This window comes from Sphingobacterium humi (assembly GCF_009768885.1).
In the GTDB taxonomy this organism is placed as follows: domain Bacteria; phylum Bacteroidota; class Bacteroidia; order Sphingobacteriales; family Sphingobacteriaceae; genus Sphingobacterium; species Sphingobacterium humi.
In genome coordinates this window covers 1-26,981 of record NZ_WSQA01000006.1, presented here as the reverse complement: position 1 = coordinate 26,981, position 26,981 = coordinate 1, and the positions used below count along the sequence as shown (strand labels likewise).

Sequence of the window (26,981 nt, the reverse complement as noted above, 5' to 3'; positions counted from 1 at the left end):
AGCTTTGAATTAATCAACTCTTAACTATGAAAAGAAATTTTGTGTGTGTGCTTATTGGCGTTATTGGCCTATCTGTAAGTTCATGTGCCACTAAATCTGCAACAAGTGCCAACGAGGTACAACCTGCATACGAAGAAAACAATCTGGCAAAAGTTAGCCTGAAGGATTTTCGTAAAAACTCCAATGGGGCTTATGTGTTATTTGACGGATCGAGCTTAACCGGCTGGCGTGGCTATAACAAAGCTCATGTGCCTAATAAGTGGTCTATCGATAATGGCACCCTGAAGTTCTCGAAAGCACCAGCAGGTGTACAAAAACCTGAAGGTGGTGATATTATCTTTGCACACGATTTCAAAAACTTTGAATTGGAATTTGAATGGAAGATTTCGCATGCCGGTAACTCGGGTGTTTTCTTCTTAGCCAAAGAAATTAAAAACCAACCTATCTATATCTCTTCTCCGGAATATCAATTACTCGATAATCAGAACCATCCGGATGCTAAACAAGGCGTAGATGGAAACCGTAAATCGGCTTCTTTATATGATATGATTCCTGCAAAACCGCAGAATGCTTTTCCTGCTGGTGAATGGAACCGTGCAAAGATTGTGGTGAATAAAGGGAAAGTAACGCATTTTCAAAATGACGAGAAAGTGGTGGAATATGACCTTTGGACACCATCTTGGACGGAGCTGTTGCAAACCAGTAAATTCAGCAAAGCGAAATGGCCATTGGCGTTTGAGCTGTTGAATAATGTAGGAGGCAAGTCTAAGTCTGGTGTTATCGGATTCCAAGACCATGGCGATGATATCTGGTTAAGAAATGTGACGGTAAAGGTATTGTAATGGGAAAGGGGAAAGTTTTTGGGAAAGTGGGCTTGTTAAGCACGCTTTTCTTATTTATTGCCACGTTTGGTTTTGCACAGCAGCTTGCCTGGCATAATCCGTTAACCGAAACTGCCTTACGCGGTCGGGCACAGCAGCTGAAGTTGGAAGATGGTTTTGCGCGTCTTCCTAAAGCTTTAAAAGCAGATGTTCGCGAGCCGGTTTGGTACCTCGGACAACAGGCTGCCGGGATCTATGTGGAATTTGAAACCAACTCACCGAATATCCATATCCGTTATAAAGTTCGTAATGGCTTAAATATGCCGCATATGCCAACAACAGGTGTGAGTGGCGTGGATTTATATGCCAAAGGTGAGCAACCTTTGACTTGGAAATGGACTTTTGGGAAGTATAAATTTACGGACACCATTAGCTTTGATTACGAAAACTTAGCGATTGAGCCCATAAAAGGACATCAGTATCGTCTATACTTACCTTTGTACAATGCGGTAGATTGGATGGAAATTGGTGTAGAAGAGGGTAAGACCTTTAAATTTATTAATACGCCGAGCAAGCCTATTGTGGTTTATGGAACCTCCATTGCCCAAGGTGCCTGTGCGACACGTCCAGGCTTAGGTTGGACCAATATGTTTGGCCGTAACTTCAATCAGGAGGTCATCAATTTGGCCTTTTCTGGAAATGGTCGCCTGGAGCAACCCATCATTGACTTGATCAATGATATCGATGCATCGGCCTACCTGTTGGATTGTATTCCTAACTTGGCCTTATCCAAAGATCGTTCGAAGGAGCAATTGCGGGATTTGATTGTAAATGCAGTGAGTACCTTACGTAAGAAACATCCTAAAACGCCAATTATGCTGATGGCACATAGCTCTAGTGAAGTACCCGGCATTATCAGTAAAACGAATCTGGCGGAATATGGCAACTCTTCAGTAGTAGCTTTTGAGACCTTCAAGGAACTGAAAGCCAAAGGCGATAAGAACTTGTATTGGGTGTCGAGCCAGGATATCGGCTTTGATATCGACTGTACCGTTGATTATGCGCATCCTAATGACATCGGCATGAAGAAAATTTCTGATGCTTATACCAAAGTGCTAAAACCTTTGTTGAAATAAGGATAGAAAATATGGAAATGGGAATCCCCTTTGGCGAAGTGCTGAAGGGGATTTTTTTTGGGTGGAGGGGGGAAGGGTGTATATAATTTTAAAAATATTTTAAAAAAAAATCAATTTTCTACTAAGGTTTCGCTTGTTTTCCCGTTTCTAGAGAAATTGCAAATAACCAATGTATAATCTTGATGAACTTCTCGTGCTTCTGAAGAAGCAAATGGATGGTAGTATTTCAGAAACTGAAGCTGCAACCTTAGCGGATTTGACGGCACGTTATCCTCAAATTCATCAAGTGCTAGATAAGGTTCAGGATGATGCCAGCTTATGGGAGGACCTACTCCGGAAGTTGGAGTTGCAACAAAAAGATGAACAAGCTTGGGAAGTGAGCTTAATTCATCGTACGCACCAGAAAATTAATGCAACTAAACACATTGTACCTATTTCAAGTAGAAAAAGTTATCGCTTTTTAAAAATTGCAGCTACCGTACTATTGGTCGGTATGTTCTCTACATTGTTTATTACCTATAGTTATCTGAATAGGGATTCAAATATTCGTATTGTTCATGAAATTAATGCCCCTTCTTCGCGGGCCGTATTACATTTAGACGATGGTAGTTCCTTAGAATTAGATCCTGCAAAAGTAGGTCTGCAAGTCGGGGAAAACTTGACCTATGCAGATGGCTCAGCGCTGGGCAGTGAAGCGAACTTGAAAGCTGTTAAAATGGCAACTCTTGAGGTTCCAAAAGGATCATCTTATCAACTAGCGCTTTCAGACGGGTCTAAGGTATGGTTGAATGCTGGCAGTACACTAACCTATCCTTTGCTGTTTTCTGCCAAAGAGCGAATCGTAGAATTAAAAGGAGAGGCCTACTTTGAAGTGGCGGCTAAAACACATCTTGCCAGCAATGGGAATACACAGATACGAACACCCTTTTATATTAAAACACAAAAGCAGACCGTGGAAGTAATCGGCACTGCTTTTAATATAGAAGCCTATGCCGAAGACGAATTGGAAAAAACAACCCTTGTGCATGGCAAGGTGAAAGTACATTATACTGCAAATACAGCTTCCTCGCTATTCTTGGAACCAGGAGAGCAAGCGCAAAGCAGCCGGGTAAACATAAAAAAAGCAGCCGTTCAAGTGCAGGAAGTGTTAGGCTGGAAGGATAATCACTTTGTATTCAATAATACTGATTTGAGTCAAGCTCTAAAAATATTGAGTCGTTGGTATGATTTCGATATTCAATATGAAGGGGAAATCCCCCAAACCCAATTCTATGCTGCAATAAATAGAACCAATAAATTATCAACTGTATTAAAAATATTAGAAAAAGGAGGTGTTAAATTCAGAATGGAAGAAGAAAATAACCGCTTTCGGCTAATTGTACGCAAGTAGCTACTGAAGCAGCGTTCCTGACCTCAGCATAAGGGGCAACGCATCCTGGAAAAAAAGAGTCCAAATAGTGCTGGAACACTATCTGGACAAGTAATAATCCATGGATTCAATGATTGGATTTTGGAAGAGCCAATTTTTATGAACACGAATTAAACCAGTTAAAATTATGATTTTTTATTTAATTGTTAAAGGTCGATTATGGCCTTTAGTAAAGCCTATTTTATTACCCATGAAATTAATTGCTTTATTAATCTTATTCAGTATTTGCACTGTGTCTGGACGGGGGCTTGCACAACAAGTAACCCTAAAAGGAAAGGATATTTCCTTGGTGGAGGCGATGCGGAGTATTCAAGAGCAAACAGGGAAGCAGTTTTTCTTAAATGGTCGGATGCTTGCGGAATTACGTGTCGATATTGACGTACGCGCTGTAGCCTTAAATCGTGCAATGGACCTATTGCTGCAACATAAAGACGTGTCTTGGGAACTGGAGGACGATATTATAGTGATTAAGCCTTTACACGGATTACTAGGTCAATCCGCCTTGAAGGCTTCTGTGCCAGCGGTAAACGCCTTACAAGAAAAGGTTGTTCGTGGCTTGGTTCGAAACCAGCAAGGCGAACCATTAGAAGGTGTAACTGTAGCGTTGGAAGGCACTTCTACTGCGACAATGAGCGATGCACAAGGAAGTTTTACCTTGAATTATTCCAATCAAAACCCAGTTTTGCTGCTTAGTTTATTGGGCTATGCCTCTCAGAAAATACCTGTGAATAATAGAACCTCCATTAATATTACACTTTTGGAAATGGTAGATGACCTGGATGAAGTGGTGGTGGTAGGCTATGGTACTCAAAAGAAGATAAATTTAACAGGATCAGTAGCTACAGTGAGCGGTGAAGAAGTGGCAAGAACACCAACAAACAACTTGTCGAATGCTATTGGTGGTCGTATGCCCGGCGTATCATCAGTAAATAACGATGGTAGACCCGGAAATGGTTCTACAATTCGAGTAAGGGGCTTAAGTACCTTGAACGATAATAATCCTTTAGTGGTAGTTGATGGTATTATCCGATCTGATGGCTTTGGGAATATAGATCCGAATGAAGTGGAAAGTATTTCTGTCTTGAAGGATGCTTCTGCTGCGGCAGTGTATGGGGCACGGGCAGCTAATGGCGTCATTCTGATTACCACCAAACGTGGAAAAGTAGGTAAACCGTTATTGACCTATTCAGGAATGGTAGGGCTTCAGGAACCAACCCAATATCCTACACTCATGAATGCTTATGAGTATGGGGTTACTCGGAACCAGGCTTTCTTGAATCAAGGCTATGATCCTTCTAATCCGGCGCAGGCAAATAATTTTTATACTGATGCTGAATTGGAGAAGTTTAAAAAAGATGGAACCGATTGGTATGCGGAAACCTTTAAAGACCAGAGTCCTCAAAATCAACATAACCTAACCATGCAAGGTGGAAGTGAATCGATTCGTTATTTTGGATCCCTTGGCTATTTAAATCAAAGTGGGATTTACGATAATATTGGATTTAAACGCTATAACATCCGCTCGAATATTGACGCATCCATTACCAATAGCTTAACAGTAGGTTTAAACTTGGAAGGAAGACAGGAATTATTTGAAGCCCCAAGCTGGGATGCTTCCGATATTTTTCACCGTGTAATTAATGTATCGCCAACTAGAAAAGCCTATTATCCGAGTGGTAGAGCCGCCAATACAACCGGGTCGCATCCTGTGGAAATGATCCGAAACTCCGGATACAATGATCAAGAATATAATATATTCCAGGGAACTCTTTTCTTTAATCAGAAACTAGATGCACTGACTAAAGGCTTAGCTTTAAATGGAAACTTCTCGTATTATAAGCAGCATTATTTTAATAAACGCTTTGCCATGCCTTATACCATGTATGATGAGGATGAACAAGGTAATGTGACGAATGAAAAGATGGTGGGAAGCCGCACTTCTCTTTATGAAGGATTTGATGCGCTCACCAATACAACCTATAATATTTCCTTAAATTATGCGCGTGATTTTAATCAGCATGCCTTATCAGGATTGTTGTTATTTGAACAATACGGTGCTAAGGGAAAAACCTTTAATGCGCGTAAAGAGGACTTTATTTCAAACATCAAGGATGAGTTCTTTGCTAGTGGACCAGAAAATCAATCCATTGATGGTCGTGGATATATTAATGATGCGCGTCGCTCTTTAGTTGGCCGTGTAAATTATGCTTTTGCTGGGAAATATTTATTTGAAGCAACCTTTCGCCACGATGGATCGTATAGATTCCCGAAAGATAGCCGGTTTGGGTTCTTCCCTGCGGTTTCTGCTGGTTGGAGAATCTCCGAGGAGCCTTTCTTTAAGAATAATGAAAGCCTAGCCTTTATCAATAACTTGAAACTACGGGCATCGAAAGGCTTGATCGGTAATGATCGGGTAGGAGCTTATCAATTTTTAGAAAGTTATACAATTATTACAGGATCCGGGCCTATTGTGAATGGGCAAGCAGTCCCTCAAGTAGGCTATGGGGTATATCCGAATACCACCATTACCTGGGAAAAACAAGATAACACCAATGTCGGAGTAGAGTGGAGCATGTGGAACTCTTTACTAAACGTTGAGGTGGATTACTTCTATCGCAAAACCCGTGATATCCTTTGGAGCAAAGACCGTTCGGTACCTGGAACCTTTGGTAGACAATTGCCAAATGAGAATTATGCCAAAGTGAATAGCAAAGGGGTTGAATTTACGATTGGCCATCAACATAGTTTCAACGAATGGAAATACAACCTACGCTTAGTCGGATCTTATGCTACAAATACCGTAACGCAGATTGACGATCCGGCGAACGCATTAGACTTTAATAAACAACTTAACCGACCAATAGGCTATCGCGCAGGTTACGAGGCTTTGGGGTTATTCCAATCCAAGGAAGAGGCAGACAGCTGGTATGGCGGTAAACAATTTGGCTTACAGAGCTTGCCAGGCGATATTAAATATGCCGATATCGATGGGGATGGCAGTATTACCATTCAGGATCAGGAAATTATTGCCAATTATGGAAATGAACCTCGAATTATGTACGGCATCAACGGTTCCTTATCCTGGAAAAATATTGATTTGAACTTCTTCTTTCAGGGCGCAGCGCAACGCAATATTATGCTGACAGCTGGTGGGCGTGTTATGTACTTGAACGGTGGATCAAGTAATAATTTCTCCTATTTCACCGACTCTTGGTCAGCAGAGAACAAGGATGCCAAGTATCCATTAGCTTGGGTAGATTCTAGATCGATCAATAATCGGGATTCCAACTTTTGGTTAAGAAATGCGGGTTATGTGCGATTGAAATCTTTGGATGTAGGTTATAATTTCTCAGGTGATTGGTTAGAAAAAATCAAGGTTAATAAAATGCGCGTTTATGTATCGGGCTTTAACCTTTTCACCTTGAGCCAAATTAAAGAGTTGGATCCTGAAGCAGCTACAGGTGCTGGAAACTACTACCCGCAACAACGTAATTATAATTTAGGTGTAATGCTTTCATTTTAAACTAAGAAGTCATGAAATTCAATAATTATATCATCATATTTATTTTTCTTACCCTAGGATTGAGCTCCTGTGAGCCCGACTTCCTAGATCCTAAAAACCCTGCTGCCATTTCGGAGGATGATGTGTGGGCAGATGCTAAGCTCATTGAACTTTTGGTGAACCAAATGTACAACGATAGACCTGGCTATGAATATTCGAATACACAGGATAATATTGTCGATGAAGGCCGCTGTAATTATACAGGGGATGCGCCAAATCAGATATTAAGGGGGCAATGGGACCAAACCTATAATCCTTTAGATTTTTGGGCATATCAACAGGTACGTCGTGCCAATGAATTCTTAGCGAAGATTGATGGAGCAAGCCTGGATGAAGATACGCGAATGCGATTAAAAGGTGAGGTTCGTTTCTTAAGAGCTTTTCTGTATTTTGATATGGTGAAACGCTATGGTGGTGTGCCTTTAATTACCAGTCCGCAAACCTTAACCGACGATTTGCAGGTTAAAAGAGCAAGCACTAAAGAGACTTTTGAGTTTATTATTGCGGAACTTAAGATAGCCAAGGATGAACTTCCGGCTACGGCTCCCCGAGGGCGTGCTTCCCAAGGATCAGCCATGGCATTAGCAGGTAGGGCTTTATTGTTTGCTGCTAGCCCGTTGTATAATGATGGAAATAACAATGCATTATGGGCTGAAGCAGCTAAAATGAATAAAGATGTAATGGATTTGAATCGTTATAGTTTATATCCTGATCTAAATAAGTTGTGGCTAGATAAGGGTGCGACTCATGTGGAATCTATTTTTGAAATCCAGTATAAATTGCCGGAAAAACAACATAGTTGGGACGCCGGATTAAGACCACTTATTTTAGCTAATAACAATGCTGGGCAGCTTTCTCCATTGCAGGAGTTGGTGGATGCCTTTCCGATGAAGAATGGAAAAGGAATTAAGGAAACAGGTTCTGCTTATGACCCTAATAATCCTTATGTAGGTAGAGATGATCGATTTTATGCCTTTATAGCTTATAACGGCTCTAAAGTAAAAGGTACGACAAGTGGTCCTCCGGTAAAGGAAATAACCATTGAGTCGTATCAAGGAGGACGTGACTATGATGCTTCTAAGGAAAATACGATTTACAATACCATCACTAGTTATTACACTAGAAAGGCTACAAATCCGGAGAATACCATTTACACAGGGAGTACCGGAAGTGACCAACCTTGGATCGAGTTACGCTATGCGGAAGTGCTGTTGAATTATGCAGAGGCTCAAAATGAAGCCCTTTCCGCACCGGATGCCTCTGTTTATGCTGCCTTGAATACGCTACGAAAAAGAGCGGGAATTGTAGGAGACTTGCTGATTGGCTCCTTGTCGAAAGTACAAATGCGAGAATTGATCCGGAATGAACGCTATGTTGAATTCTGTTTTGAGAAGAAGCGCTATTGGGATTTACGACGCTGGAAACTTGCTGAGACGCTGTTGAATGGTAAGAAATATCATGGTGCCATCATTACGAAACATGCGAATGGATCCTTCACTTATGCTTATCATGAAGTGGATGCGACACCAATTGTATTTGAAAATAAAATGTACTTCATGCCTATTCCGCAAGGTGAGATTGATAAAAATGGGAATCTTTCGCAGAATCCAGGTTGGTAATAGTTTAATCTAAATCTTTTACTATGAAATATGAATTGATGATACCGACACAAATTCGGAAAGCTATTGCAGACAATATCCCCGTCGTATTGCCCCTGGGCGTATTAGAATATCATGGTGAACATTTATGCACTGGCGTAGACACTTTGGTAATTACTGAAATCTTGAGTCAATTGGAATCGGAAGTTCCATTCATCATATTACCAGCGTTTTATTATGGAGCAGCGAGCTATGCCGTAGAACCTCCAGAGGATCTAGGTTCGGTACATATACATCCCGAGATATTACATCCGTTTGGGAGTGCTTTATTTATGAACCTATTGCGCATAGGCTTCCGAAATATTCATGTGATTGTCCATCATCAAAGCGAAAACTTTACAGCAGGCATGCCTACCGATCTTTCTTTCAAGCTGGCGGCTCGACAAACCTTGTTTGATTTTTTAGAGCGACAGCGTGGAGAAGGTTGGTGGGGTAAGGCAGATGCTGCAAATTACTATGAAGGCCATCAGGATGGTGACAACCCCTTTAATTGGATTCAAGTTTATTCCTTATTATCGGAAGCTATTCAAAAGGATTTCCCAATAGACCATGCAGGGAAAGTGGAAACAGCATTGATGATGGCAGTTTGCCCGCAAGGGGTTGATATGGATCATTTTGATGAGAAAAGATGGTACACCAAATCTGCTAAAGAAGCTACCTTGGAATTTGGTCTGGAAGCTGTATCAAGAATTAAGGAATATTTGAAAGAAAAACTAACGGTGTAAAAGATGAATAGCTTATCCGTGAAAAATGTCAGGTTATACCTGCTGATTATCGGTTTTATGTATGCTGTATTGGGGTTCTCTATTGGGATCAATGCTTATTTTATTCCCTTTGTTCAGGAAGCATTTGCATTAAATACTGCGACTTCATACCTAATTATGACTGCTACCTTTTCTGCCTATGTCGTCTTCGCTATCCCTTCAGCTCGCGTTATCAAACGTATTGGCTATAAAAAGTCCATTTGTACTTCATTTATGATTTTAGCTATTGGCTTTAGTTTGGTAGCTCTTTCCGCTAGTAAGGCTAGTTTTGCAATGTTCCTTGTCGCCTTATTTATATTAGGAATGGCTCAAACCCTACTCACTGATTCGGTTAATTCCTATGTTACGATATTAGGGCCACCTTCTTCAGCAGCAAAACGAATCAGCATTATGGGCATTGCCGATAAGCTGGCATTGGCCGGAGCATCGTTTATTTTAGCCCTGTTTTTAGATTTGCAGCATGTAGATTTAGATCATATTGAAGTCCCTTTCTTTAGTATTGCTGGACTAGCCATTTTGGTGGGTATTCTTGTTTTCTTATCCCCACTGCCAGAAATTAATGCACCTGGTGAAGTTGAAGAGCCCCAAAGCACTAATCTAGACTTTCAGGTTTATGGAAATAGTAAGTCTTCTATTTTTCAAATGCCACATTTGTACTTAGGCGCAATGGCCATCTTCTTTGATGTGGGTGTGGAGATAATAGCCCTAGGATCTATAAATGATTATGCCAAGGTACTGGGCTTAGATCATCCTGAGCATTATGTCTGGTATACCACCTTAGGGATGGTAATGGGTTATTTATGTGGGGTTAGTTTTATTCCCAAATACATCTCCCAGCGGCAAGGGTTAGTGGCTTGCACAGTTCTAGGTATCATGATAACCTTTGTACTATTATTTGTGCCTGCAGGAATATCCATTTACTTTGTAGCAGCATTAGGTTTTGCGAATTCCTTATTATGGCCAACCATTTTCCCATTGGCATTGTCTGACTTAGGAAGATTTACCAAACAGGGGGCTTCCATTTTGGTTATGGGAATTATTGGCGGTGCTGTATTGCCCTTGTTATTCGGATTTATGGCCGATGGATATGGACACCAACTTGCCTATATCATTTGTATTCCTGCTTATTTGTATCTCCTGTTTTATGCCATTTGGGGAAGCAAACTAAGACCTTAATTTAATTGCGATGAAGAAGTTGTTTAAAATCAATGAGCAAGACAATGTATACGTTGTTAAAGTGCCTTTAACGAAAGGGGAGCTCCTGGAAATTGAAGGACAACAGATTGTTGTGCCCTACGATTTAGGGAGAGGACATAAGTTAGCGGCCTGCGATATTCCCAAAGGTGAGCAGGTTTTCAAGTTTGGTCTTCCTATAGGTTCAGCGACAATTGCGATTCAAATCGGAGAGCATGTGCATCTTCATAATTTAAAAAGTAACTATTTACCAACCTATTCCAAAGATGATCGATTTAACCAATAAAGCAGATGTGCCAAGCCTTGGTTTAGGCTATCTGCGTCCGGATGGAGGTAAGGGGATTCGCAATGTTGTGCTGGTCGCCTATTTAGTTGAATGTGCAAGACATGTTGCTCAAAAAATCGTCCAGCAATTTGATGAACAGGAAGTGCATTTAATAGGATTTAGTGGATGCTATCCCAATAAATATGCTGAAACGATGATGAAAGCATTATGCACGCATGCAAATGTTGGAGCGGTGTTGTTGTTATCTCTAGGATGTGAAAGTTTTAATGGAAAGGGCTTATTAGAAACCGTTCAGGCGACGCAACGACCTGTAAAATTAATCGGAATTCAGGAAACCGGAGGAACTGGGAAAGCAATTGCTGCAGGTAAAGCCTTTATCCAACAAGTGCAAAATCAAATCAAGTCTTGTGCGCGAATTCCATTAACCTGGTCTGATCTTATTGTAGGCGTGGTCTCAGGCGGTAGTGACGCAACCAGTGGGATAACGGCAAATCCCGCAGCAGGACTTGCGTTTGATAAGCTGGTTTCCCTGGGAGCAAGTACCATTTTTGAAAATACAGGTGAGATGGTCGGGCTAGAGGATGATTTAAAAAGAAGAGCCACACGATCTGATTTAGGTATTGAACTAAAAAGAACGATTGAAAAAGCAGCTGCATTCTATGAAGCGATGGGGCATGGTAGTTTTGCCCCGGGCAATGCAGAAGGTGGTTTGAGTACCCTAGAAGAAAAGTCGATCGGTGCATATTGTAAAAGTGGATCAGCACCCATTGTAGGTTTGTTAAAGCCAGGAGATAAGCCAACTGTACCGGGCTTATACTTGATGGATATCGTACCTGATGGAAAGCCAACCTTTGGCTTTCCCAATCCAAATGATATCTCCGAGATCAATGAGTTGATCGCCTCTGGAGCACAATGTGTGCTCTTCACAACGGGTAGAGGCTCTGTCGCTGGATCTGCAATAGCTCCAGTGATTAAGATCATGGCAAATCCAGAAAATTACTACCGCATGGAAGAAAATATGGACATCAATGCAGGAAAGATATTACAAGATGAAGCCAGCTTGGATGATATTGCTAATGAAATAGTTGCTAAAATCCAGCAGGTAGTTGCTGGTGAGAAAACGAAAGCCGAACAGCTTGGCCATTTCGAATTTTCCTTAGCTTATAAGTTTTTTGAACCCTTAGGGCCATCCTGTTTAGCTTAGCACAATGAAGATAGATAGCCATATTCACTTTTGGAAGTACCATCCGATAAAAGACGCTTGGATAACGGAGGAAATGAAAGTCTTGCAGCAAGATTTTATGCCTACAGATTTGCTTCCACAGATGCAGACTGCAGGAATAGCACATGGTGTGTTGGTGCAAGCCGATCAAAGTGAACAGGAAAATGATTTTTTATTAGCAATAGCAAACCAGCATGATGCTTTTAAAGCTGTAGTCGGTTGGGTTGATTTAAGGTCGCCAAAAGTGGAAGATCGGTTGTCCTATTACAATAGCCTTCCTTTAATGAAAGGCTTTCGCCATATTGTCCAAGCAGAACCTGATCAGAACTTTTTACTCCAACCTGCTTTTTCAGCAGGCATTGAAGCGCTCGCCAAATACGATTTTACCTATGATGTACTGATCTACCCGAAGCACCTGGATGTTGCCTATACGTTTTGTAAGAAGCACAGTCAACAGAAACTACTGATTGACCATCTTGCAAAGCCAAATTTTAAAACGCAGGATCTCCAAGATTGGAAGCGAAAAATCAAAGTTTTCCAATCGATGGATCATGTGTATTGCAAGTTGGTTGGACTTTCAACAGAAGCAGATTGGAATCATTGGAAACAAGAGGACTTCACAGCAGCCCTAGATATCTGTTTAGAAGTATTCGGGCCAAAACGACTGATGTTTGGTAGTGATTGGCCTGTTTGCAAGGTAGCAGCTGAATATCCCGCGGTGATAGATATCATTAACCAACATATAGTTAAACTCTCAGCAGATGAACAAGCTCAAATTTGGAGCAAAACCTGTCAGGAATTCTATAATATTAACCTTTAAACCTTAACTATGAAAAGTATTAAACACCCTTTACGTCTTGATAATCATTCTTTCCCTTTGTCTGATGCTATTCTCGAAGACAACTGGATGTATGTCAGTGGTCAGGGGCCTGTAGATGTTGCTACGGGAGAATTTAAGTTGAGTAACATCGTAGAAGAAACAAAGCTGACGATGGAAAATATCCGATTGATATTAGCACAGGAAAACCTAGGTTTTGAACATATTGTAAAATGCAATGTTCATCTAGCCGATATTCATGATTTTGATGTCTTTAACCGCGTATATGCGGCTTATTTTCCTGGAACAAAACCGGCAAGAACCACCGTCCAATCGGTGCTTATGCGCGGGATTCTTGTAGAAATAGATTGTGTTGCCAAAAAACCTTAACCATGAACCTAAACCCATCCATCAATAGAAGAAAGTTTATTGCCAGTTCAAGTCTGGCAGTTGGTGCCTTTATTACCCTAGGCATGTTTCCTGAGGCTTCGCAGCATTTCCTAGCAGATGAAGAAGGACCGGCAGCATTAGTGGCGCAGCATTTCCCTTCATCCTTGCATGCCTTTGTATGGCGAAATTGGAACTTGGTGCCTACAGATCGTATGGCAAAAACAGTGCAGGCGAGCCCTAGCCAAATTAGAGCCTTGGCAAAAGAAATGCGCCTTAACAAGGAACAAGCTGTTTCCGACTCCCAATGGGAGCGAAGCTACCTGACCGTGATCCGCAGAAACTGGCATCTCCTGCCGAAATCGCAGCTCTTAGTGTTAATGGACTGGACTGCAGAACACCTGGAGTTCACCTTAATTGAAGATGATTTCTTCTACATAAAATTGGGAAGTCTAAAACCGCAATGCGATCCTATTGATTATAAAAGCAGCATGGCGGCACTGGATAAATCCAAGCTTGCAGCCTTCAAAAAGCGCCTAAATACGGTGTTTCCAAAAGGGTTACCCGAACAGAAGGAGCCTTATTTTCATTTCGTAAAGGAGCTTTCCCAACCTGAAGCCCATCCACCTGGAAATGGACAGCAAGCTTCTCTATTTTCACCTCGCATTGCCTATCCCTATTTTGCTTTATTTGGTGATCCTTTGCTCTCTGAAAGCACTGAATCCTATCCAGATGCCTATTTAGATCGCATGCATGCGAAGGGTGTGGATAGCATTTGGATGCATATTGTCTTGAGTAAAATTACCCCGTTTCCATGGGATGAAACGCAGAGTAAGAATTGGGATAAGCGCTTAGCAAACTTAGCCAAATTGGCCGATCGTGCGAATGCCAAAGGCATTAAAATCTTTTTATATCTGAATGAACCCCGAAATCAATCGGAAGCCTTTTTCAAAAAATACCCGCAGCTTCGGGGGAGTGGAAACTCTGTTTGCACCAGTTTGCCAGAGGTGCAGGAATATTTAAGCAGTTCCTTAGCCTTAATTAGTGAACGGGTTCCGGGACTCGGAGGATTTTTCTCCATTACAGCATCAGAAAACCCGACCCATTGCTGGTCGCACTACAAAGGCAATGAATGTCCGCGTTGCGGTCCGAAGGGAGCCGGGCAGGTGATTGCTGATCTCAATAATCTTTATGTCTCGGCAATACAGACAGGTTATGAAAAGTTACAGGCGCAAGGGAAAGCAGGCAAGCATCAAAGTCCGCGGCTTATTGTGTGGGATTGGGGTTGGGTAGATGGCTTAGCAGATATCATCTTGCCGAAATTAAAAAACCATAACCTCAGCTATATGTGTGTAAGTGAATGGAGTTTGCCAATTGAGCGTGGAGGGATAAAAAGTGCGGTGGGCGAGTATTCCATCAGCAGTATTGGCCCGGGTCCACGTGCCAGCAAGCATTGGAGTATCGCGAAAGCGCATAATATTGCCTGTATGGCCAAAATACAAGCGAATAATAGTTGGGAGATTGGTGCTGTACCTTATATACCAGCACTTTATAATGTAGGGGAGCATATTTCCAACCTGCGTAAGGCCGGTGTTACAGGCTTAATGTTAGGCTGGAGCTTAGGCGGCTTTCCATCACCAAACCTTGCTTTGGTCGATAAGTTAGGTCGTAATAAGGACATGTCCATGGAGCAAGCTATCGCTGAGGTGGCCACGGAACGTTATGGCCCGTATGCCGAGGTCGTAAATGATGCCTGGAAGAAATTCAGTATGGCATTCCGCGAGTTCCCATACCATATTTCTGTGGTTTATAATGCCCCTTTGCAGTCCGGACCTTCTAATTTACTGTGGTCCAAAAACACAGGCTATCGAGCTACGATGGTCGGATTGCCTTATGATGATTTGACGACTTGGCGGAGCATTTATCCCGAAGAAATTTTCACACAGCAACTTGGGAAAGTATGTGCGGGTTTTCAAGAGGGTATCCTATTGTTAAAGAAGAACCTGGAAGGACAATCGGCCAGTGCTTATACGTATGCCTTACAGCGGGAGGTAAGTGTCGCTGAGGCTATCTTTCTGCATTATAAAAGCATCATCAACCAAGCTAATTTTATTATCAAACGAAGGGAGCTGGAAAACGATAGATCAGCAGCTACATTAAAGGCTATCCGGGATATTCTACAAAATGAAATGCAGGTTGCTTTGGCGCTTGCCTCGGTACAAAGCGCAGATTCTCGTATCGGATTTGAAGCCTCGAACCATTATTTCTATGTGCCCCAAGATTTATATGAAAAGGCGCTTAACTGTAGCGACCTGATTGATTTCTATGCCGGTTAAAGGCGTAGTCTATCCAACAAATAAGCGCCCTATCTTGCTTATGGCGCTTATTTGTTTTAAAAAGTTAAACATATTTCTTAATTTTAAGTATAAACCTAATCTCCTTATTCAGTATGTGCGCTCCTTCCATGCATTTGCATGATTTACAGGCAGGAAAAGAAACCGGATTGAATTTCTATATGTCAAAATATGGGAGTTCATTACGCTATTTTGCGTATTCCATTGTCAAAGATAAAGGTGCAGCGGAAGAAATTGTTTCCGATAGTTTTTATAAATTATGGAATGGAAAGGGACGGGTTAAAACGGAAGATAATATTCGGGCATTTCTTTACTTGGCGACTCGTAATGCTTGCTATGATTTTATGGATCTCAAGGTTAATAAAATTCAACATGATTCGGAAGCCTTAGATTTCCTGATTCATCCTGATCAAAATTTTGAAGCGCAGATTATCTACCATGAATTTCTCCAGTATATCGCTATGGAACTGGAAAAACTGCCTGAAACACAAGCCAAAGTGTTTAAATTATCATTTCTCGACGGCTTAAATACAGCCGAAATATGTGATGTGCTCAATACCACACCCAGTACGGTCTATTTCGCTAAATCCAAAGCTATTCAAGCCTTAAAGGAGGTCTTTAAAGCCAAAAATCTAAAATACTACAGCATACTTTTGTTACTGTTGTCCGAGCAGTAAAGTGCCCTTAAAAAATCTCTTGCAATTCTTTTAAGTCTTGAATCATATGCGGCACATCGTCGGGCTTATCCTGTGCTAGTGGATTAAAGAAAATCGCATCCATTCCCGCATTTTGCGCACCACGTACATCAGCATCCAGGTTGTCACCAATCATTACTGCTTGTTCCTTGTTGGCCTGTCCATGGGTTAGGGCATGTTGAAAGATGCGTGGGTCGGGTTTATTGATGCCGATAATTTCTGAAATTACGATCGTATTGAAGTAGGGGCTAAGCTTGCTATGTTCCAGCTTTTTTTCACATGCCTCCTTAAATCCGTTAGAAATTAAATGCAGGCTGTATCTGCTCTGTAAATATTCCAGTGTTTCATGAGCATGCGGGAAAAGGTTGGTCTTTGTTGGGCAAATTTCCAGGTACTCTTCTTCAAAGGATATTGGAAATAAATCAGGATTTACCCCCAGTTGTGAAAAGGTGTCGGCAAAGCGCAGTTTGCGGAGGCTGGCCTTGTCAATTTTGCCATGGTGATATAAGCCCCAAAGGCGGTGGTTATTGCTAGTGTAAGTCTCGATAAAAGCCTCAGAGGAAGGGTTGTTAAACAAATCATCGAACTCATATTTATAATATAAGTCGTGCAGGGTTTCCTCTGCATTCTTATCAAAATCCCAAATGGTATGGTCTAAATCGAAGAAAAGGTGCTTTTTATTCTGAAACATATGCAAATATACATCAGGCTGTGCCAGTTAACAATGTTAAATCTCGCTTTATTGTCATAATATCGGGGGTGTTTCCTATTGAAAGGCTATTTAAGTACCTTTGCGCAGGAAACATTACGTATGAGAAAATCCTTATTTCTATTTTACTTTCTTATATTCTATGCGATTACCCAATTACTGTGGTGGGGATATATTTTAATCAAATTTGAACCCGATCGCAAAGGGATGATAATTGGCGAAGGATTAATCTTCATGCTGATCTTTACTTGGGGCGCATTGCGCTTGAAAAAACAGGTGAAAAGAGAACATGAAATCAATTTGCAGCAGCAGAATTTCCTATTGGCTGTTACCCATGAGTTGAAATCGCCTTTGGCTTCTGTTAAACTCTACATCCAAACCATCTTAAAGCGCGAATTAGATCACGAGCAGCAAAAGGTTTTTTTATCCAATTCGCTTAAAGATATCGAACGATTAGATGATCTGGTTGAGAATGTCCTGCTTTCTACTAAATTGGAGAACCGGGCATACCAGCTTCCAAAGGAAAGCTTCGATATGACCGAGCTTGTGGAGCAGATTATCGATCGTTTGCAAAAGAATGCCTGTAAAACACAGGTCATCAAAGCCGAATTGGATGAGCATATAACCTTAATGGCCGATAAATTTGCCATTACCAATGTTATTACCAACCTCATTGAAAATGCAGTGAAATACTCACCTGCCTGCGGTATGATTTCTGTAAAGTTGAAAAAAGATCAAGATAATTTGCTTTTTTCAGTGGCAGATCACGGTATCGGCATTCCTGACGATGAAAAAAAGCTTATATTTAATAAATTTTATCGCGTAGGCAGCGAAGCTACACGTAAAACCAAGGGTACTGGTTTGGGGTTATATATAGTAAGGACCGTTTTACAGAAACACAACGCCTCTATCCGGGTTAAGGATAATTCGCCTTCCGGTAGTATCTTTGAAGTAACATTTGAAAATTATGCAAAGTAAACAACGTATACTTTTAGTAGAAGATGAGGAGCATCTTTTAGAAGCCATCAAGTTAAACCTAGAGCTTGAAGGCTACCGTGTCACTACAGCTACAGATGGAAAAAAAGCATTGAAAATATTCAAGGAAGAACGTTTTAACTTGATTATTCTAGATGTTATGATTCCTGAAATCGATGGATTCCAGGTTGCCGAAACCATCCGTTTGCAAAACTCTGAAGTGCCGATTATGTTCTTAACTGCCAAAAACAGCAGTGAAGACCGCATTACCGGATTGAAAAAGGGAGCAGACGATTATTTGGTGAAACCTTTCAACCTCGAAGAATTGATTCTGCGTGTAAGCAATTTGATTCGCCGTGGCATGAAGGGGGATGAACTGAAAGAGCTGAACTCTTACACCATTGGTGACAAAACCATTTATTTCAATTCCTTTGAATTACATCAGGCCGATGGTACCATCACTTCCTTAACCAAAAAGGAAACCATGTTGCTGAAGTTGCTTATCGAGCGTAGAAACGAAGCGGTATCCCGTGAGCAGATCCTGGAAACCGTATGGAACTACGATGTATATCCTTCAACAAGAACCATCGATAATTTTATCCTGACTTTCAGAAAGTATTTTGAGCCGGATCAAAAACATCCAATCTATTTTCATTCCATTCGCGGTGTAGGTTATAAGTTTACAGATAACCAGAACTAGGCCCCGCGCATGACCAATCAAGCTCGAAAAATAATTATCGCAATCGCGATCGTATTCCTATTGTATGCCATCTATGCCAAACATTATAATATGGCGGTATACATCTTTGGGGGAATTACCTACCTGGTTTGGAGCTACCTCAAGGAAGGTACGGTTTACCTGGCAACCCAGGCTTTTCATAAACAAGATTATGAAAAGACAAAACGCTTGTTGGCCGAAATTAAAAACCCCGATCGCTTAAGAAAGGGCAGACGCAACTTCTACGAGTTTATGATGGGCAATATTGCCTTGAAAGAAGATAAAGTCGAAGAAGCAGAATACCACTTCCAATTGGCTTCGCGCTTACCTTGGCGTCGCGATAACGAAAAAGGCATGGTCTTAATCAATCTGGCCAACATCAACTTGCGTAAGCAAGAATACGATAGGGTAGAAGCCTATGTCGATGCTGCTGAAAAGTTGAAGCTGACGGCCCGCCAACAGGCTATTATCGAGAAAATAAAAAACGAAGTAAATAAAAATAAATAGTGAACAATTCATTAAAGAACGATCTATTGATTCGTGCTGCCTTAGCGCAGCCTACGGAAAGACCTCCTGTGTGGATGATGAGACAGGCAGGCAGATTTATGAAAGAATACTGGGAAATCAAAAACAAGTATTCTTTTTTAGAGATGTGCAAAACCCCGGAGATTGCTGCAGATGTTACCATGCTGCCAATTGATCTATTAGGTGTAGATGCTGCTATTTTATTTTCGGACATCCTAGTCACAGCGGAAGCAATGGGTGGCGATCTGTCCTTCGAGCAAGGCGTAGGCCCTCGCTTCTCTAACCCGGTTAGAAACCTACAAGACGCCGAGAAATTATCGGTAGACTGTTTGGATAAGCTGCAATATGTAGCCGACGCCATTAAGGTTATTCAGCAACGCTTAGACGGTAAAGTACCTTTAATAGGTTTTGCCGGTGCACCATTCACCATCTTAAGCTATTTGGTGGAAGGCGGATCATCAAAGGATTTCAAATTAACGAAAACCTTGTTGAACAATGAACCAGCCCTAGCGCACAACATCTTGCAGAAAATTGCCGATGTAACGGTTGCTTATTTGAACATGCAGATCGATGCCGGAGTTAATGCCCTTCAATTATTCGATAGCTGGGCTTTAGCGCTATCCTGGAACGATTACAAAGAGTTTGCTCACCAGTACAACGATTACATTATCTCGCGCCTTAACCGCGAACATGTACCTGTCATTTCCTTCTGTAAAGGAAGCTCGGTATTTGCTCCATTAATGGCAGAAACCAAGCCTAACGTGGTATCTGTAGACTGGAATGCCGATTTATTGAACATCAAGAAAGCTTTACCTGCAGGGATGGCCGTTCAAGGAAACTTGGATCCATTCGTATTGTATGCGGATAAACCGGTTATCAAAAAGAAAATCCTTGATCTATTCGAGCGCATGCGTGGCGAAGAAGGCTTTATCTTCAACCTTGGCCATGGTATTATGCCTGATATTCCTTTCGACAACGTAAAATATGCGGTGGAAGTAATCAAAGAATTTAGATACTAAGTATAAACGATAAACAGTAAAGGAGCTTTCCCGCAAGAAGGCTCCTTTGCTTTTTTCCTTACCTCAGCATGTCATACTTTGCTGATTAAATGCTTATTTTTGAACCATAAACGCTTGCCATGCTCTATCTATACGCAAAAGCAATCCATATTATTTTCGTTGTCTGCTGGATGGCAGGACTGTTTTACATGCCCCGCTTGTTTATTTACCATACCGAGGCTAAAGATCGTACGCCTCAAGAATATCAAATCCTGCATAAGCAATTTTCCTTAATGGAGAACCGCCTCTGGTGGGTCATCACCACACCGGCTATGTATATCACTGTGGCATCTGCATTATTGATGTTATACATCAACCCCGGATTGTTAAGCATGGGCTGGATGCATATCAAGCTTACCTTTGTATTGGGGCTAATTGCCTACCACTTTATCAGCCAACGCATGATGTTTAAGCTGCGTGATGAAAAGCTCAGCTGGACGTCCAATCAGCTACGCATGTGGAACGAGGTGTCAACCCTCATTCTCTTTGCTATCGTGTTCTTGGTGGTGCTTAAATCAAGCTTTAATTGGGCCTTTGGGGTGTTAGGTCTCCTAGGCTTAGGCGTGTTGCTGATGGTTTTAATAAAACTTTACAAAAAATACCGCCGTTCAAAAGGCGAACAGGTCGATTAATTCTATTTTTATGAAGTATACCCTATTTATCATTTGCAGTTTACTGGCCCTAGGCAGTGTTCAAGCACAGGAGCATCAATGGGCATTCGGATTTTATGGCGATGTACAGTTGGAAGATCCTTCCTATAATGCCAGCTTTGGTGTGCAAGGGAAATATGACATTGGCAATTTCCAAGCCCTACAGGCGCAGGTGCACGGCCGTGGCGACTTCGTTGGAGTTGGTGCCGATTATTTGGTCAATTTTCTGAACAAGGAGAAATCGAATTTCAATATTTTCCTTGGTGGAGGATTTAGTCAAGAGTTTTATACTTACGATTTGACCATTAATGAGGGTGATAACCAAACGCGCCGTACGCGAGAGAACTTTTCCAAGGTCAATGGACAGGCCGGATTGAGCTATTATTTTATGCCAGTTCAGTTGTCGATCTATGCCGGTTATAAGCTGAAATATCAGCTTAAGAATGAGGTGACCGAACCGAATTATATCATGTTCGGATTACGCTATCATATCTGGTAAGTTTTGGAAGCTCTTAGCTTCCAAAACATAAGTATTTTACTTCGATATACTCGTCTAAACCATATTTAGACCCTTCTCTCCCAAGTCCTGATTCCTTTACGCCACCAAAAGGTGCCGCCGCATTCGAAATCAAACCCGCATTCACGCCCACCATACCGGCTTCCAATTGCTCGGCAACACGGAAACAACGGTTGATATTTTCGCTGTAAAAATAAGCCGCTAAGCCAAATGGCGTATCATTAGCAAGCTGAATACCTTCTTTTTCAGTTTTAAAACGGAATAGGGCACATACAGGGCCGAAGGTTTCTTCGTTAGCAATTAAACTGTCCGGTGCCATATGGGTTAATACTGTTGGCTCGTAGAAAAAACCTTTCATCGCTTTCCCCCCGGTCTTTATTTCTGCGCCTTTCGCCAGGGCATCCGCCACATGTTCGCTTACTTTTTCCAGCCCCTCTGCATTGATCAAGGGTCCAACCTGACTGCTCTTATTCAAGCCATCGCCCACCTTTAGTTTCTTTACCGCTACGGTTAGTTTTTCCGCGAAAGCGTCATAAACAGCATCCTGCACATAAAAACGATTGATCGACACGCAGGTTTGCCCTGTATTTCTAAATTTCCCTGCAATGGCTCCAGTTACGGCTTTATCGATATCGGCATCATCGAAAACTAGGAAAGGCGCATTGCCACCCAGTTCCAACGAGATGCACTTGATGGTAGAAGCCGCTTGCGCCATCAGGGTTTTTCCTACTTCTGTAGAGCCCGTGAAGGATATTTTGCGAACCAGCTCGCTAGTCGCCAATAATTCCCCCAGGCCTCTGCTGTTTTTTGAAGTGATTACGTTAAGTACACCCTTCGGTACGCCAGCCTCATCCGCTAGTTTGGCAAAAGCAATAGCCGAGAAGGGAGTCTGCGATGCCGGTTTTAAGACTACGGTACAACCCGCAGCGAGAGCAGGGCCTACCTTTCGGGTAATCATCGCTAATGGGAAGTTCCAGGGTGTAATGGCCGCTACAACACCAACTCCTTGTTTTATGGTTTGCATGCGGTTATTACCCGCAGTGGAAGGGATGGTCTCGCCATAGGCACGCTTCCCTTCCTCAGCAAACCATTCTATAAAAGAGTTCGCATAGTCCACCTCGGTTTGCGATTCATTAATCGGTTTGCCACTTTCCAAGGTCATAATCTCTGCCAGCTCATCGCGATGTTGGTTAATAAGGTCGAATAGCCTTTTCAGGATCCGCGAGCGCTCGCCAACTGGGGTTTCCCGCCAGCTTAACCAGGCCGTATGTGCTGCTTTAATATATTTCTTACCATCCGCTACGCTCAGGTCAGGTAATTTACCCACGGGCTTTTGTGTAGCCGGATTGATGATGTCAAAGGTTTTGTCAGCTGTGATAAATGCGCCATTAAAATAGGCCTTCTCAATAAGTAGGGTGTTTTTCATGTGCTTCTATTTTTAATTCCAACGCTTGAGTAGCGGAATTGTTTATACGAAAAAGGAGGATATGGCATCCTCCTTTTTTATGTTTTTACAAGTTGCTTAGGGTGTGGCCCATGCGGTCTCGTTTTGTTTTTAAGTATTTTTCGTTGTATTCGTTCGGGTGAATCTCAATAGGCACATTTTCTACTATTTCCAATCCGTAACCTATTAATCCCGCACGCTTAGTCGGGTTGTTGGACATTAAACGCATTTTGGTTACACCCATATAGCGTAAAATCTGTGCCCCAACACCGTAATCTCTTAAATCTGGTTTAAAGCCTAATTGCGTATTTGCATCCACCGTATCAATGCCTTCCTCCTGCAATTTGTAGGCATGAAGTTTATTGACCAAGCCAATACCACGGCCTTCCTGATTCATGTAAACCACAATACCCTTACCTTCTTTCTCGATCATTTCCATCGCTTTGTGCAATTGTGGTCCACAATCGCAGCGGCAAGAACCAAAGATATCTCCGGTTACACAAGAAGAGTGCACACGAACTAGTATAGGCTCATCCTCGGTCCACTCGCCTTTGTATAAGGCTAAATGCTGCTCACCTGTATTTTTTTGCGTGAAAGCCTTCATTTTAAAAAGGCCCCATTCGGTTGGCATTTCCACACTTACCTCTTCTTTAATCAAGGTGTCGTGCTTCAAACGGTATTCAATTAAATCTTCAATACTGATGATTTTCAGGTCGAATTTCTCTGCCACCTTAATTAAATCCGGAAGACGTGCCATTTCACCATCGTCTTTTAAGATTTCCACCAATACCCCTGCAGGCTCAAAACCTGCCAAGCGGGCTAAATCTACCGATGCTTCGGTATGCCCGGTACGGCGCAATACACCGCCATCTTTTGCAATTAACGGGAAAATATGGCCGGGGCGACCTAATTCCTCAGGTCTGATATTCGGATCGATTAATGCTTTAATAGTTTTAGAACGGTCAGAAGCGGAAATACCTGTGGTACAACCGTAACCCTGTAAGTCAACAGAAACGGTGAAGTTGGTTTCATACACTGCCGTATTGTTGTTCACCATCAGTCCTAAGTTCAGTTCGCGACAGCGTTCCTCCGTAAGCGGTGCGCATACTAATCCACGACCATGGGTAGCCATAAAGTTGATAATCTCCGGGCTGGCATTACGTGCTGCCGTCACAAAATCGCCTTCATTCTCACGATCTTCATCGTCTACTACAATTACGACTTTGCCAGCTTTGATATCTTCAATAGCTTCTTCTATCGTGTTTAATTTAATTTTCATGGTTTGTTGTAAATGTCAGACAAAGGTAGGGCTTATGCAGCACTTATTTATTAATATGCTGTCATAAAATCCTAGCCCTTATGCTAATTGCTGTTCTTTTTCTTGTTCAAAAATGCCACCAGACGGTTCCAGAGGGCTTCGGCCTTCAGTTTGTACTGATCGGCATCAAAGAGCTTGGAATCGGTCGTCGATTTATACGTCAGGAAGATGGCCAATGGAGTTAATACAATAATCGCCATCCACATGCCCCACATCGGCGTAAGGCTGGCATCCTTTGCCGCCTTTTCTGCCAGGGTGGCAATAACGTGGTAAATCAGGAAGAAGATAATCGCCATAACCACCGGTAAACCTAAACCTCCCTTACGAATGATTGCCCCTAAAGGTGCTCCGATACCAAAGAGTAGGAGACAGGAAACGGCCAAGGTAAACTTGCGATGCCATTCTATATTATAACGAATATCCTTATCTACATAAGGCGAGTATTCCATTTGTTTATTGTCGGCCAGGTCTTTCAGCTGCCGCGCCTGGTTCAGGGCATTGTTCATGGCCATGCGGCGCTGTTCCGATTTTTCCAAGGCTGCCAGGGTCACATTCGTGGCCGGCTTGGCGGGTTTGCCAGTTTGGAAATAGCTCGAAAACAAGTTGATGTAGCGTTTTCCTTCTACCACATTCATCCGCTCTAAACTATCGATTTCCACATGGTTCGAGTCGGTATATAAGCGCAGCTGTTTCAAGTTCAACATCTGGTGGTGCGACTTGAACAAATCCTGATCGGTGCGGTTCATCTTAAAGGTTCCCATGTCAAACTTAGTCGTGGTTTCCTTAAAACGGAAGCGTGTAAATTGTTGCCGCGGATCATAGCGTTTTGCATTCTTCACGCGGGCATCCTCATAACGCACCCCATCCATCAGCTTTAACACCATATAGTTGTTATCCGCCGAGTTCTGGATATAGCCTTCCTTCGCAAAGGTGATGTTGTCAGCCGTGCCACCTTCCATATGCTGATAGATCATTAAATCGTACAGCGTTGTTCCATCTTCACTCTTTTCTTTCGCACGGATGGAATAACCCGGAATGGTACTGTTGAAAACGCCTGGTTTAATGAAGAAATCGGCTTTCTTCTTCCGAACGTCATAAAGTAGGGAACCCATTTTCAGGTTTACTACAGGTAAGATGTAATCGGAAAAGAAAAAAGACCCGGCGCTAAACAAGCCAACCACCACAAATAGGGGAGTCATGGCTTTACGTAAGGATACGCCGGCCGCTTTAATTGCCACCAACTCATAGCTCTCACCTAAGTTTCCGAAGGTCATGATGGAAGATAGTAGCATGGAAAGGGGGAGAGCCATCGATAGCTGTACTGCACATTGATAGCTTAATAATTCCAGGATTACATACCATTGGAAACCTTTCCCTATTAAATCATCGATGTACTTAAATAAGAAAAGCATTAATAATACAAACATCACAATACAGAATGTGACCAAGAATGGTTTAATAAATGCTTGTAGGATTAATAAATTTACCTTCTTCATATCGATCTATCCTTTACCCTAGCTTAAGCCGGTAAATTACTTGCAAAGATACTATTTTTACGCCGTGAAAGATGTTAGAAAAATGTTAATGATAAATTGTTTATCGGTTTTTTGTGTGTTCCTTTCTTCCGGAGAGGAAAAAAGAAAAGCCTGCCGCAGCAAATGGCAACAGGCTTTATGCTGTTAAGCGCCAATAACGCTCTGAAGATAGCCAATGGAGTTGTCCCAGATTTTCTTACGATCATCTAAATTGTCTTCCTTCACGTAATCCGTGATGCTTAAGGCAACGTCGTTGGTCAACTCGTCCTGCACTATTTCTATTTCGAAAAAGTAGGGCTCGTCATCAAGCCACTTGAACTTTACACTTTTGTTTTCTTTGGCCGCCACCAACTTGGCCCGGTGCGACTCATTATCCCACATAAATTCATAAATACCGTCGTGATAATTCACATCATCAGCAAACCATTGTGCTAACTCATTCGGCTCCTGTAAGTAGGGAAATAAAATACGAGGAGATGAGTTTAATACATACTCTAAATCAAGTTTAATTTTTTCCGCCATATATTTATTCTAAGTAGAAGTCTCTAACAAATTTAAGTTTACCCAAAGCATCCCCAAACCTGGAAGCTACTTTTTGTAATATTAACGAATAAATCCGTAATCCAAAAGGAAGGCCCTATCTTTTTTTACACATTAGAACGGTTATCAACAAGTGACCTCAACCCCCATTTCCCTTTTTCCGCTAAAAATTACCCTGACAGCCTAGAATCTATCTTTTTGATTATAAATCAATTGGCGGAAATCCGAAAAATAAAGCAGCAATTTTTAATTATTTTATTGATTTTTTCTTTGATAGTTCGGGCTAATTACTATCTTTGCATACCGAAAAACGGCGGGGTAGCTCAGATGGTTAGAGCGCAGGATTCATAACCCTGAGGTCGGCAGTTCGATCCTGCTCCCCGCTACGAAAAAAAGCTCATCTTACGATGAGCTTTTTTAGTATATAGTATGGAGTACTTAGTACTTAGACCTATGGCGGGCTGGGGCTGGCTAGATAGATTATCAGACAATATTTTCAAAGCTTACTGAAAGGTGATTTTTATCGTTGCGGCAAGTATTGGATCAAGCTGAATTCTTGGGGGGAATAGTAAAAATTTCCTAGTTTAGCATCTTTAAAGCCGAAATCCCTTGCAAGACGCCGAACGTAAATTACTATCCTTATTGATGCCCGAAGGACTTTTAGAAT

The 26,981-nt window shown here is 41.9% G+C and carries 24 protein-coding genes and 2 tRNA genes; 21 read left to right on the top strand and 5 right to left on the bottom strand.

Features of this window, described 5'->3' with window-relative positions:
• The first annotated feature begins 26 nt into the window (after positions 1-26).
• From GQF63_RS09345 to GQF63_RS09280, 14 genes are all read left to right on the top strand, one after another.
• On the top strand, positions 27-842 hold the full coding sequence (locus GQF63_RS09345) for a 3-keto-disaccharide hydrolase (protein ID WP_160368968.1): 816 nt from the start codon (positions 27-29) through the stop codon (positions 840-842).
• Positions 842-1,957, top strand: a complete 1,116-nt coding sequence (locus GQF63_RS09340) for an SGNH/GDSL hydrolase family protein (protein ID WP_160368967.1) — start codon at positions 842-844, stop codon at positions 1,955-1,957. Before GQF63_RS09345 ends, GQF63_RS09340 begins: the two co-directional genes overlap by 1 nt.
• A gap of 169 nt (positions 1,958-2,126) precedes the next feature.
• Positions 2,127-3,347, top strand: coding sequence for a FecR family protein (locus GQF63_RS09335; protein ID WP_160368966.1), 1,221 nt, complete (start codon positions 2,127-2,129; stop codon positions 3,345-3,347).
• Between the two features lie 536 nt (positions 3,348-3,883).
• Positions 3,884-3,969, top strand: a tRNA-OTHER gene (locus tag GQF63_RS09330).
• On the top strand, positions 3,943-6,909 hold the full coding sequence (locus tag GQF63_RS09325; protein ID WP_160368965.1) for a SusC/RagA family TonB-linked outer membrane protein: 2,967 nt from the start codon (positions 3,943-3,945) through the stop codon (positions 6,907-6,909). The genes GQF63_RS09330 and GQF63_RS09325 overlap by 27 nt, the downstream gene beginning before the upstream one ends.
• Before the next feature lie 11 nt (positions 6,910-6,920).
• A complete protein-coding gene (locus GQF63_RS09320) occupies positions 6,921-8,567 on the top strand; it encodes a RagB/SusD family nutrient uptake outer membrane protein (protein WP_160368964.1) in 1,647 nt (548 codons plus the stop codon).
• Positions 8,568-8,590: 23 nt separating this feature from the next.
• Positions 8,591-9,331 (top strand): creatininase family protein, encoded by a 741-nt coding sequence (locus tag GQF63_RS09315; RefSeq protein WP_160368963.1) that lies wholly within the window; start codon positions 8,591-8,593, stop codon positions 9,329-9,331.
• A gap of 3 nt (positions 9,332-9,334) precedes the next feature.
• Positions 9,335-10,546, top strand: coding sequence for a glucose/galactose MFS transporter (gene gluP / locus GQF63_RS09310; RefSeq protein ID WP_160368962.1), 1,212 nt, complete (start codon positions 9,335-9,337; stop codon positions 10,544-10,546).
• 10 nt (positions 10,547-10,556) lie between these two features.
• A complete protein-coding gene (locus GQF63_RS09305) occupies positions 10,557-10,850 on the top strand; it encodes a UxaA family hydrolase (RefSeq protein ID WP_160368961.1) in 294 nt (97 codons plus the stop codon).
• Positions 10,831-12,054 carry a UxaA family hydrolase gene (locus tag GQF63_RS09300; protein WP_160368960.1) on the top strand — a complete coding sequence of 408 codons (1,224 nt, stop codon included), beginning with the start codon at positions 10,831-10,833 and terminating at the stop codon, positions 12,052-12,054. Before GQF63_RS09305 ends, GQF63_RS09300 begins: the two co-directional genes overlap by 20 nt.
• A gap of 4 nt (positions 12,055-12,058) precedes the next feature.
• A complete protein-coding gene (locus GQF63_RS09295; RefSeq protein ID WP_160368959.1) occupies positions 12,059-12,892 on the top strand; it encodes an amidohydrolase family protein in 834 nt (277 codons plus the stop codon).
• A gap of 9 nt (positions 12,893-12,901) precedes the next feature.
• Positions 12,902-13,279, top strand: coding sequence for a RidA family protein (locus tag GQF63_RS09290; RefSeq protein ID WP_160368958.1), 378 nt, complete (start codon positions 12,902-12,904; stop codon positions 13,277-13,279).
• 2 nt (positions 13,280-13,281) lie between these two features.
• The gene (locus tag GQF63_RS09285) at positions 13,282-15,612 is read left to right on the top strand and encodes a hypothetical protein (RefSeq protein ID WP_212592524.1); all 2,331 of its coding nucleotides are present in this window, start codon (positions 13,282-13,284) and stop codon (positions 15,610-15,612) included.
• 113 nt (positions 15,613-15,725) lie between these two features.
• Positions 15,726-16,307: an RNA polymerase sigma factor gene (locus GQF63_RS09280; protein ID WP_212592523.1), complete on the top strand. Its 582-nt coding sequence runs from the start codon at positions 15,726-15,728 to the stop codon at positions 16,305-16,307.
• A 7-nt stretch (positions 16,308-16,314) separates the two neighbouring features.
• On the opposite strand, the gene GQF63_RS09275 is transcribed toward GQF63_RS09280, so the two are convergent.
• Positions 16,315-17,016 (bottom strand): YjjG family noncanonical pyrimidine nucleotidase, encoded by a 702-nt coding sequence (locus tag GQF63_RS09275; protein WP_160368956.1) that lies wholly within the window; start codon positions 17,014-17,016, stop codon positions 16,315-16,317.
• 120 nt (positions 17,017-17,136) lie between these two features.
• Between GQF63_RS09275 and GQF63_RS09270 the strand changes: the two genes are divergently transcribed.
• From GQF63_RS09270 to GQF63_RS09245, 6 genes are all read left to right on the top strand, one after another.
• Positions 17,137-18,012: a sensor histidine kinase gene (locus GQF63_RS09270; protein ID WP_160368955.1), complete on the top strand. Its 876-nt coding sequence runs from the start codon at positions 17,137-17,139 to the stop codon at positions 18,010-18,012.
• On the top strand, positions 18,002-18,709 hold the full coding sequence (locus GQF63_RS09265) for a response regulator transcription factor (RefSeq protein ID WP_160368954.1): 708 nt from the start codon (positions 18,002-18,004) through the stop codon (positions 18,707-18,709). The genes GQF63_RS09270 and GQF63_RS09265 overlap by 11 nt, the downstream gene beginning before the upstream one ends.
• A 9-nt stretch (positions 18,710-18,718) precedes the next feature.
• Positions 18,719-19,234 carry a hypothetical protein gene (locus GQF63_RS09260; protein WP_160368953.1) on the top strand — a complete coding sequence of 172 codons (516 nt, stop codon included), beginning with the start codon at positions 18,719-18,721 and terminating at the stop codon, positions 19,232-19,234.
• A complete protein-coding gene (gene hemE, locus GQF63_RS09255) occupies positions 19,234-20,271 on the top strand; it encodes a uroporphyrinogen decarboxylase (protein ID WP_160368952.1) in 1,038 nt (345 codons plus the stop codon). The genes GQF63_RS09260 and hemE overlap by 1 nt, the downstream gene beginning before the upstream one ends.
• A 119-nt stretch (positions 20,272-20,390) precedes the next feature.
• Positions 20,391-20,942 (top strand): protoporphyrinogen oxidase HemJ, encoded by a 552-nt coding sequence (hemJ, locus tag GQF63_RS09250; protein WP_160368951.1) that lies wholly within the window; start codon positions 20,391-20,393, stop codon positions 20,940-20,942.
• Between the two features lie 10 nt (positions 20,943-20,952).
• Positions 20,953-21,459, top strand: a complete 507-nt coding sequence (locus GQF63_RS09245) for an outer membrane beta-barrel protein (protein WP_160368950.1) — start codon at positions 20,953-20,955, stop codon at positions 21,457-21,459.
• 13 nt (positions 21,460-21,472) lie between these two features.
• Here the strand turns inward: GQF63_RS09245 and GQF63_RS09240 are convergent, their stop codons facing one another.
• The 4 genes from GQF63_RS09240 to GQF63_RS09225 all read right to left on the bottom strand — a co-directional run bounded on the left by GQF63_RS09240 (position 21,473) and on the right by GQF63_RS09225 (position 26,296).
• The gene (locus tag GQF63_RS09240) at positions 21,473-22,903 is read right to left on the bottom strand and encodes an NAD-dependent succinate-semialdehyde dehydrogenase (protein ID WP_160368949.1); all 1,431 of its coding nucleotides are present in this window, start codon (positions 22,901-22,903) and stop codon (positions 21,473-21,475) included.
• Between the two features lie 85 nt (positions 22,904-22,988).
• Positions 22,989-24,200: a bifunctional 3,4-dihydroxy-2-butanone-4-phosphate synthase/GTP cyclohydrolase II gene (locus GQF63_RS09235; RefSeq protein WP_160368948.1), complete on the bottom strand. Its 1,212-nt coding sequence runs from the start codon at positions 24,198-24,200 to the stop codon at positions 22,989-22,991.
• 83 nt (positions 24,201-24,283) lie between these two features.
• On the bottom strand, positions 24,284-25,735 hold the full coding sequence (locus GQF63_RS09230; protein ID WP_160368947.1) for an LptF/LptG family permease: 1,452 nt from the start codon (positions 25,733-25,735) through the stop codon (positions 24,284-24,286).
• A gap of 183 nt (positions 25,736-25,918) precedes the next feature.
• Positions 25,919-26,296 (bottom strand): START-like domain-containing protein, encoded by a 378-nt coding sequence (locus GQF63_RS09225; protein WP_160368946.1) that lies wholly within the window; start codon positions 26,294-26,296, stop codon positions 25,919-25,921.
• A gap of 330 nt (positions 26,297-26,626) precedes the next feature.
• Between GQF63_RS09225 and GQF63_RS09220 the strand changes: the two genes are divergently transcribed.
• A tRNA-Met gene (locus GQF63_RS09220) sits at positions 26,627-26,700 on the top strand.
• The last annotated feature ends 281 nt before the right edge of the window (positions 26,701-26,981 follow it).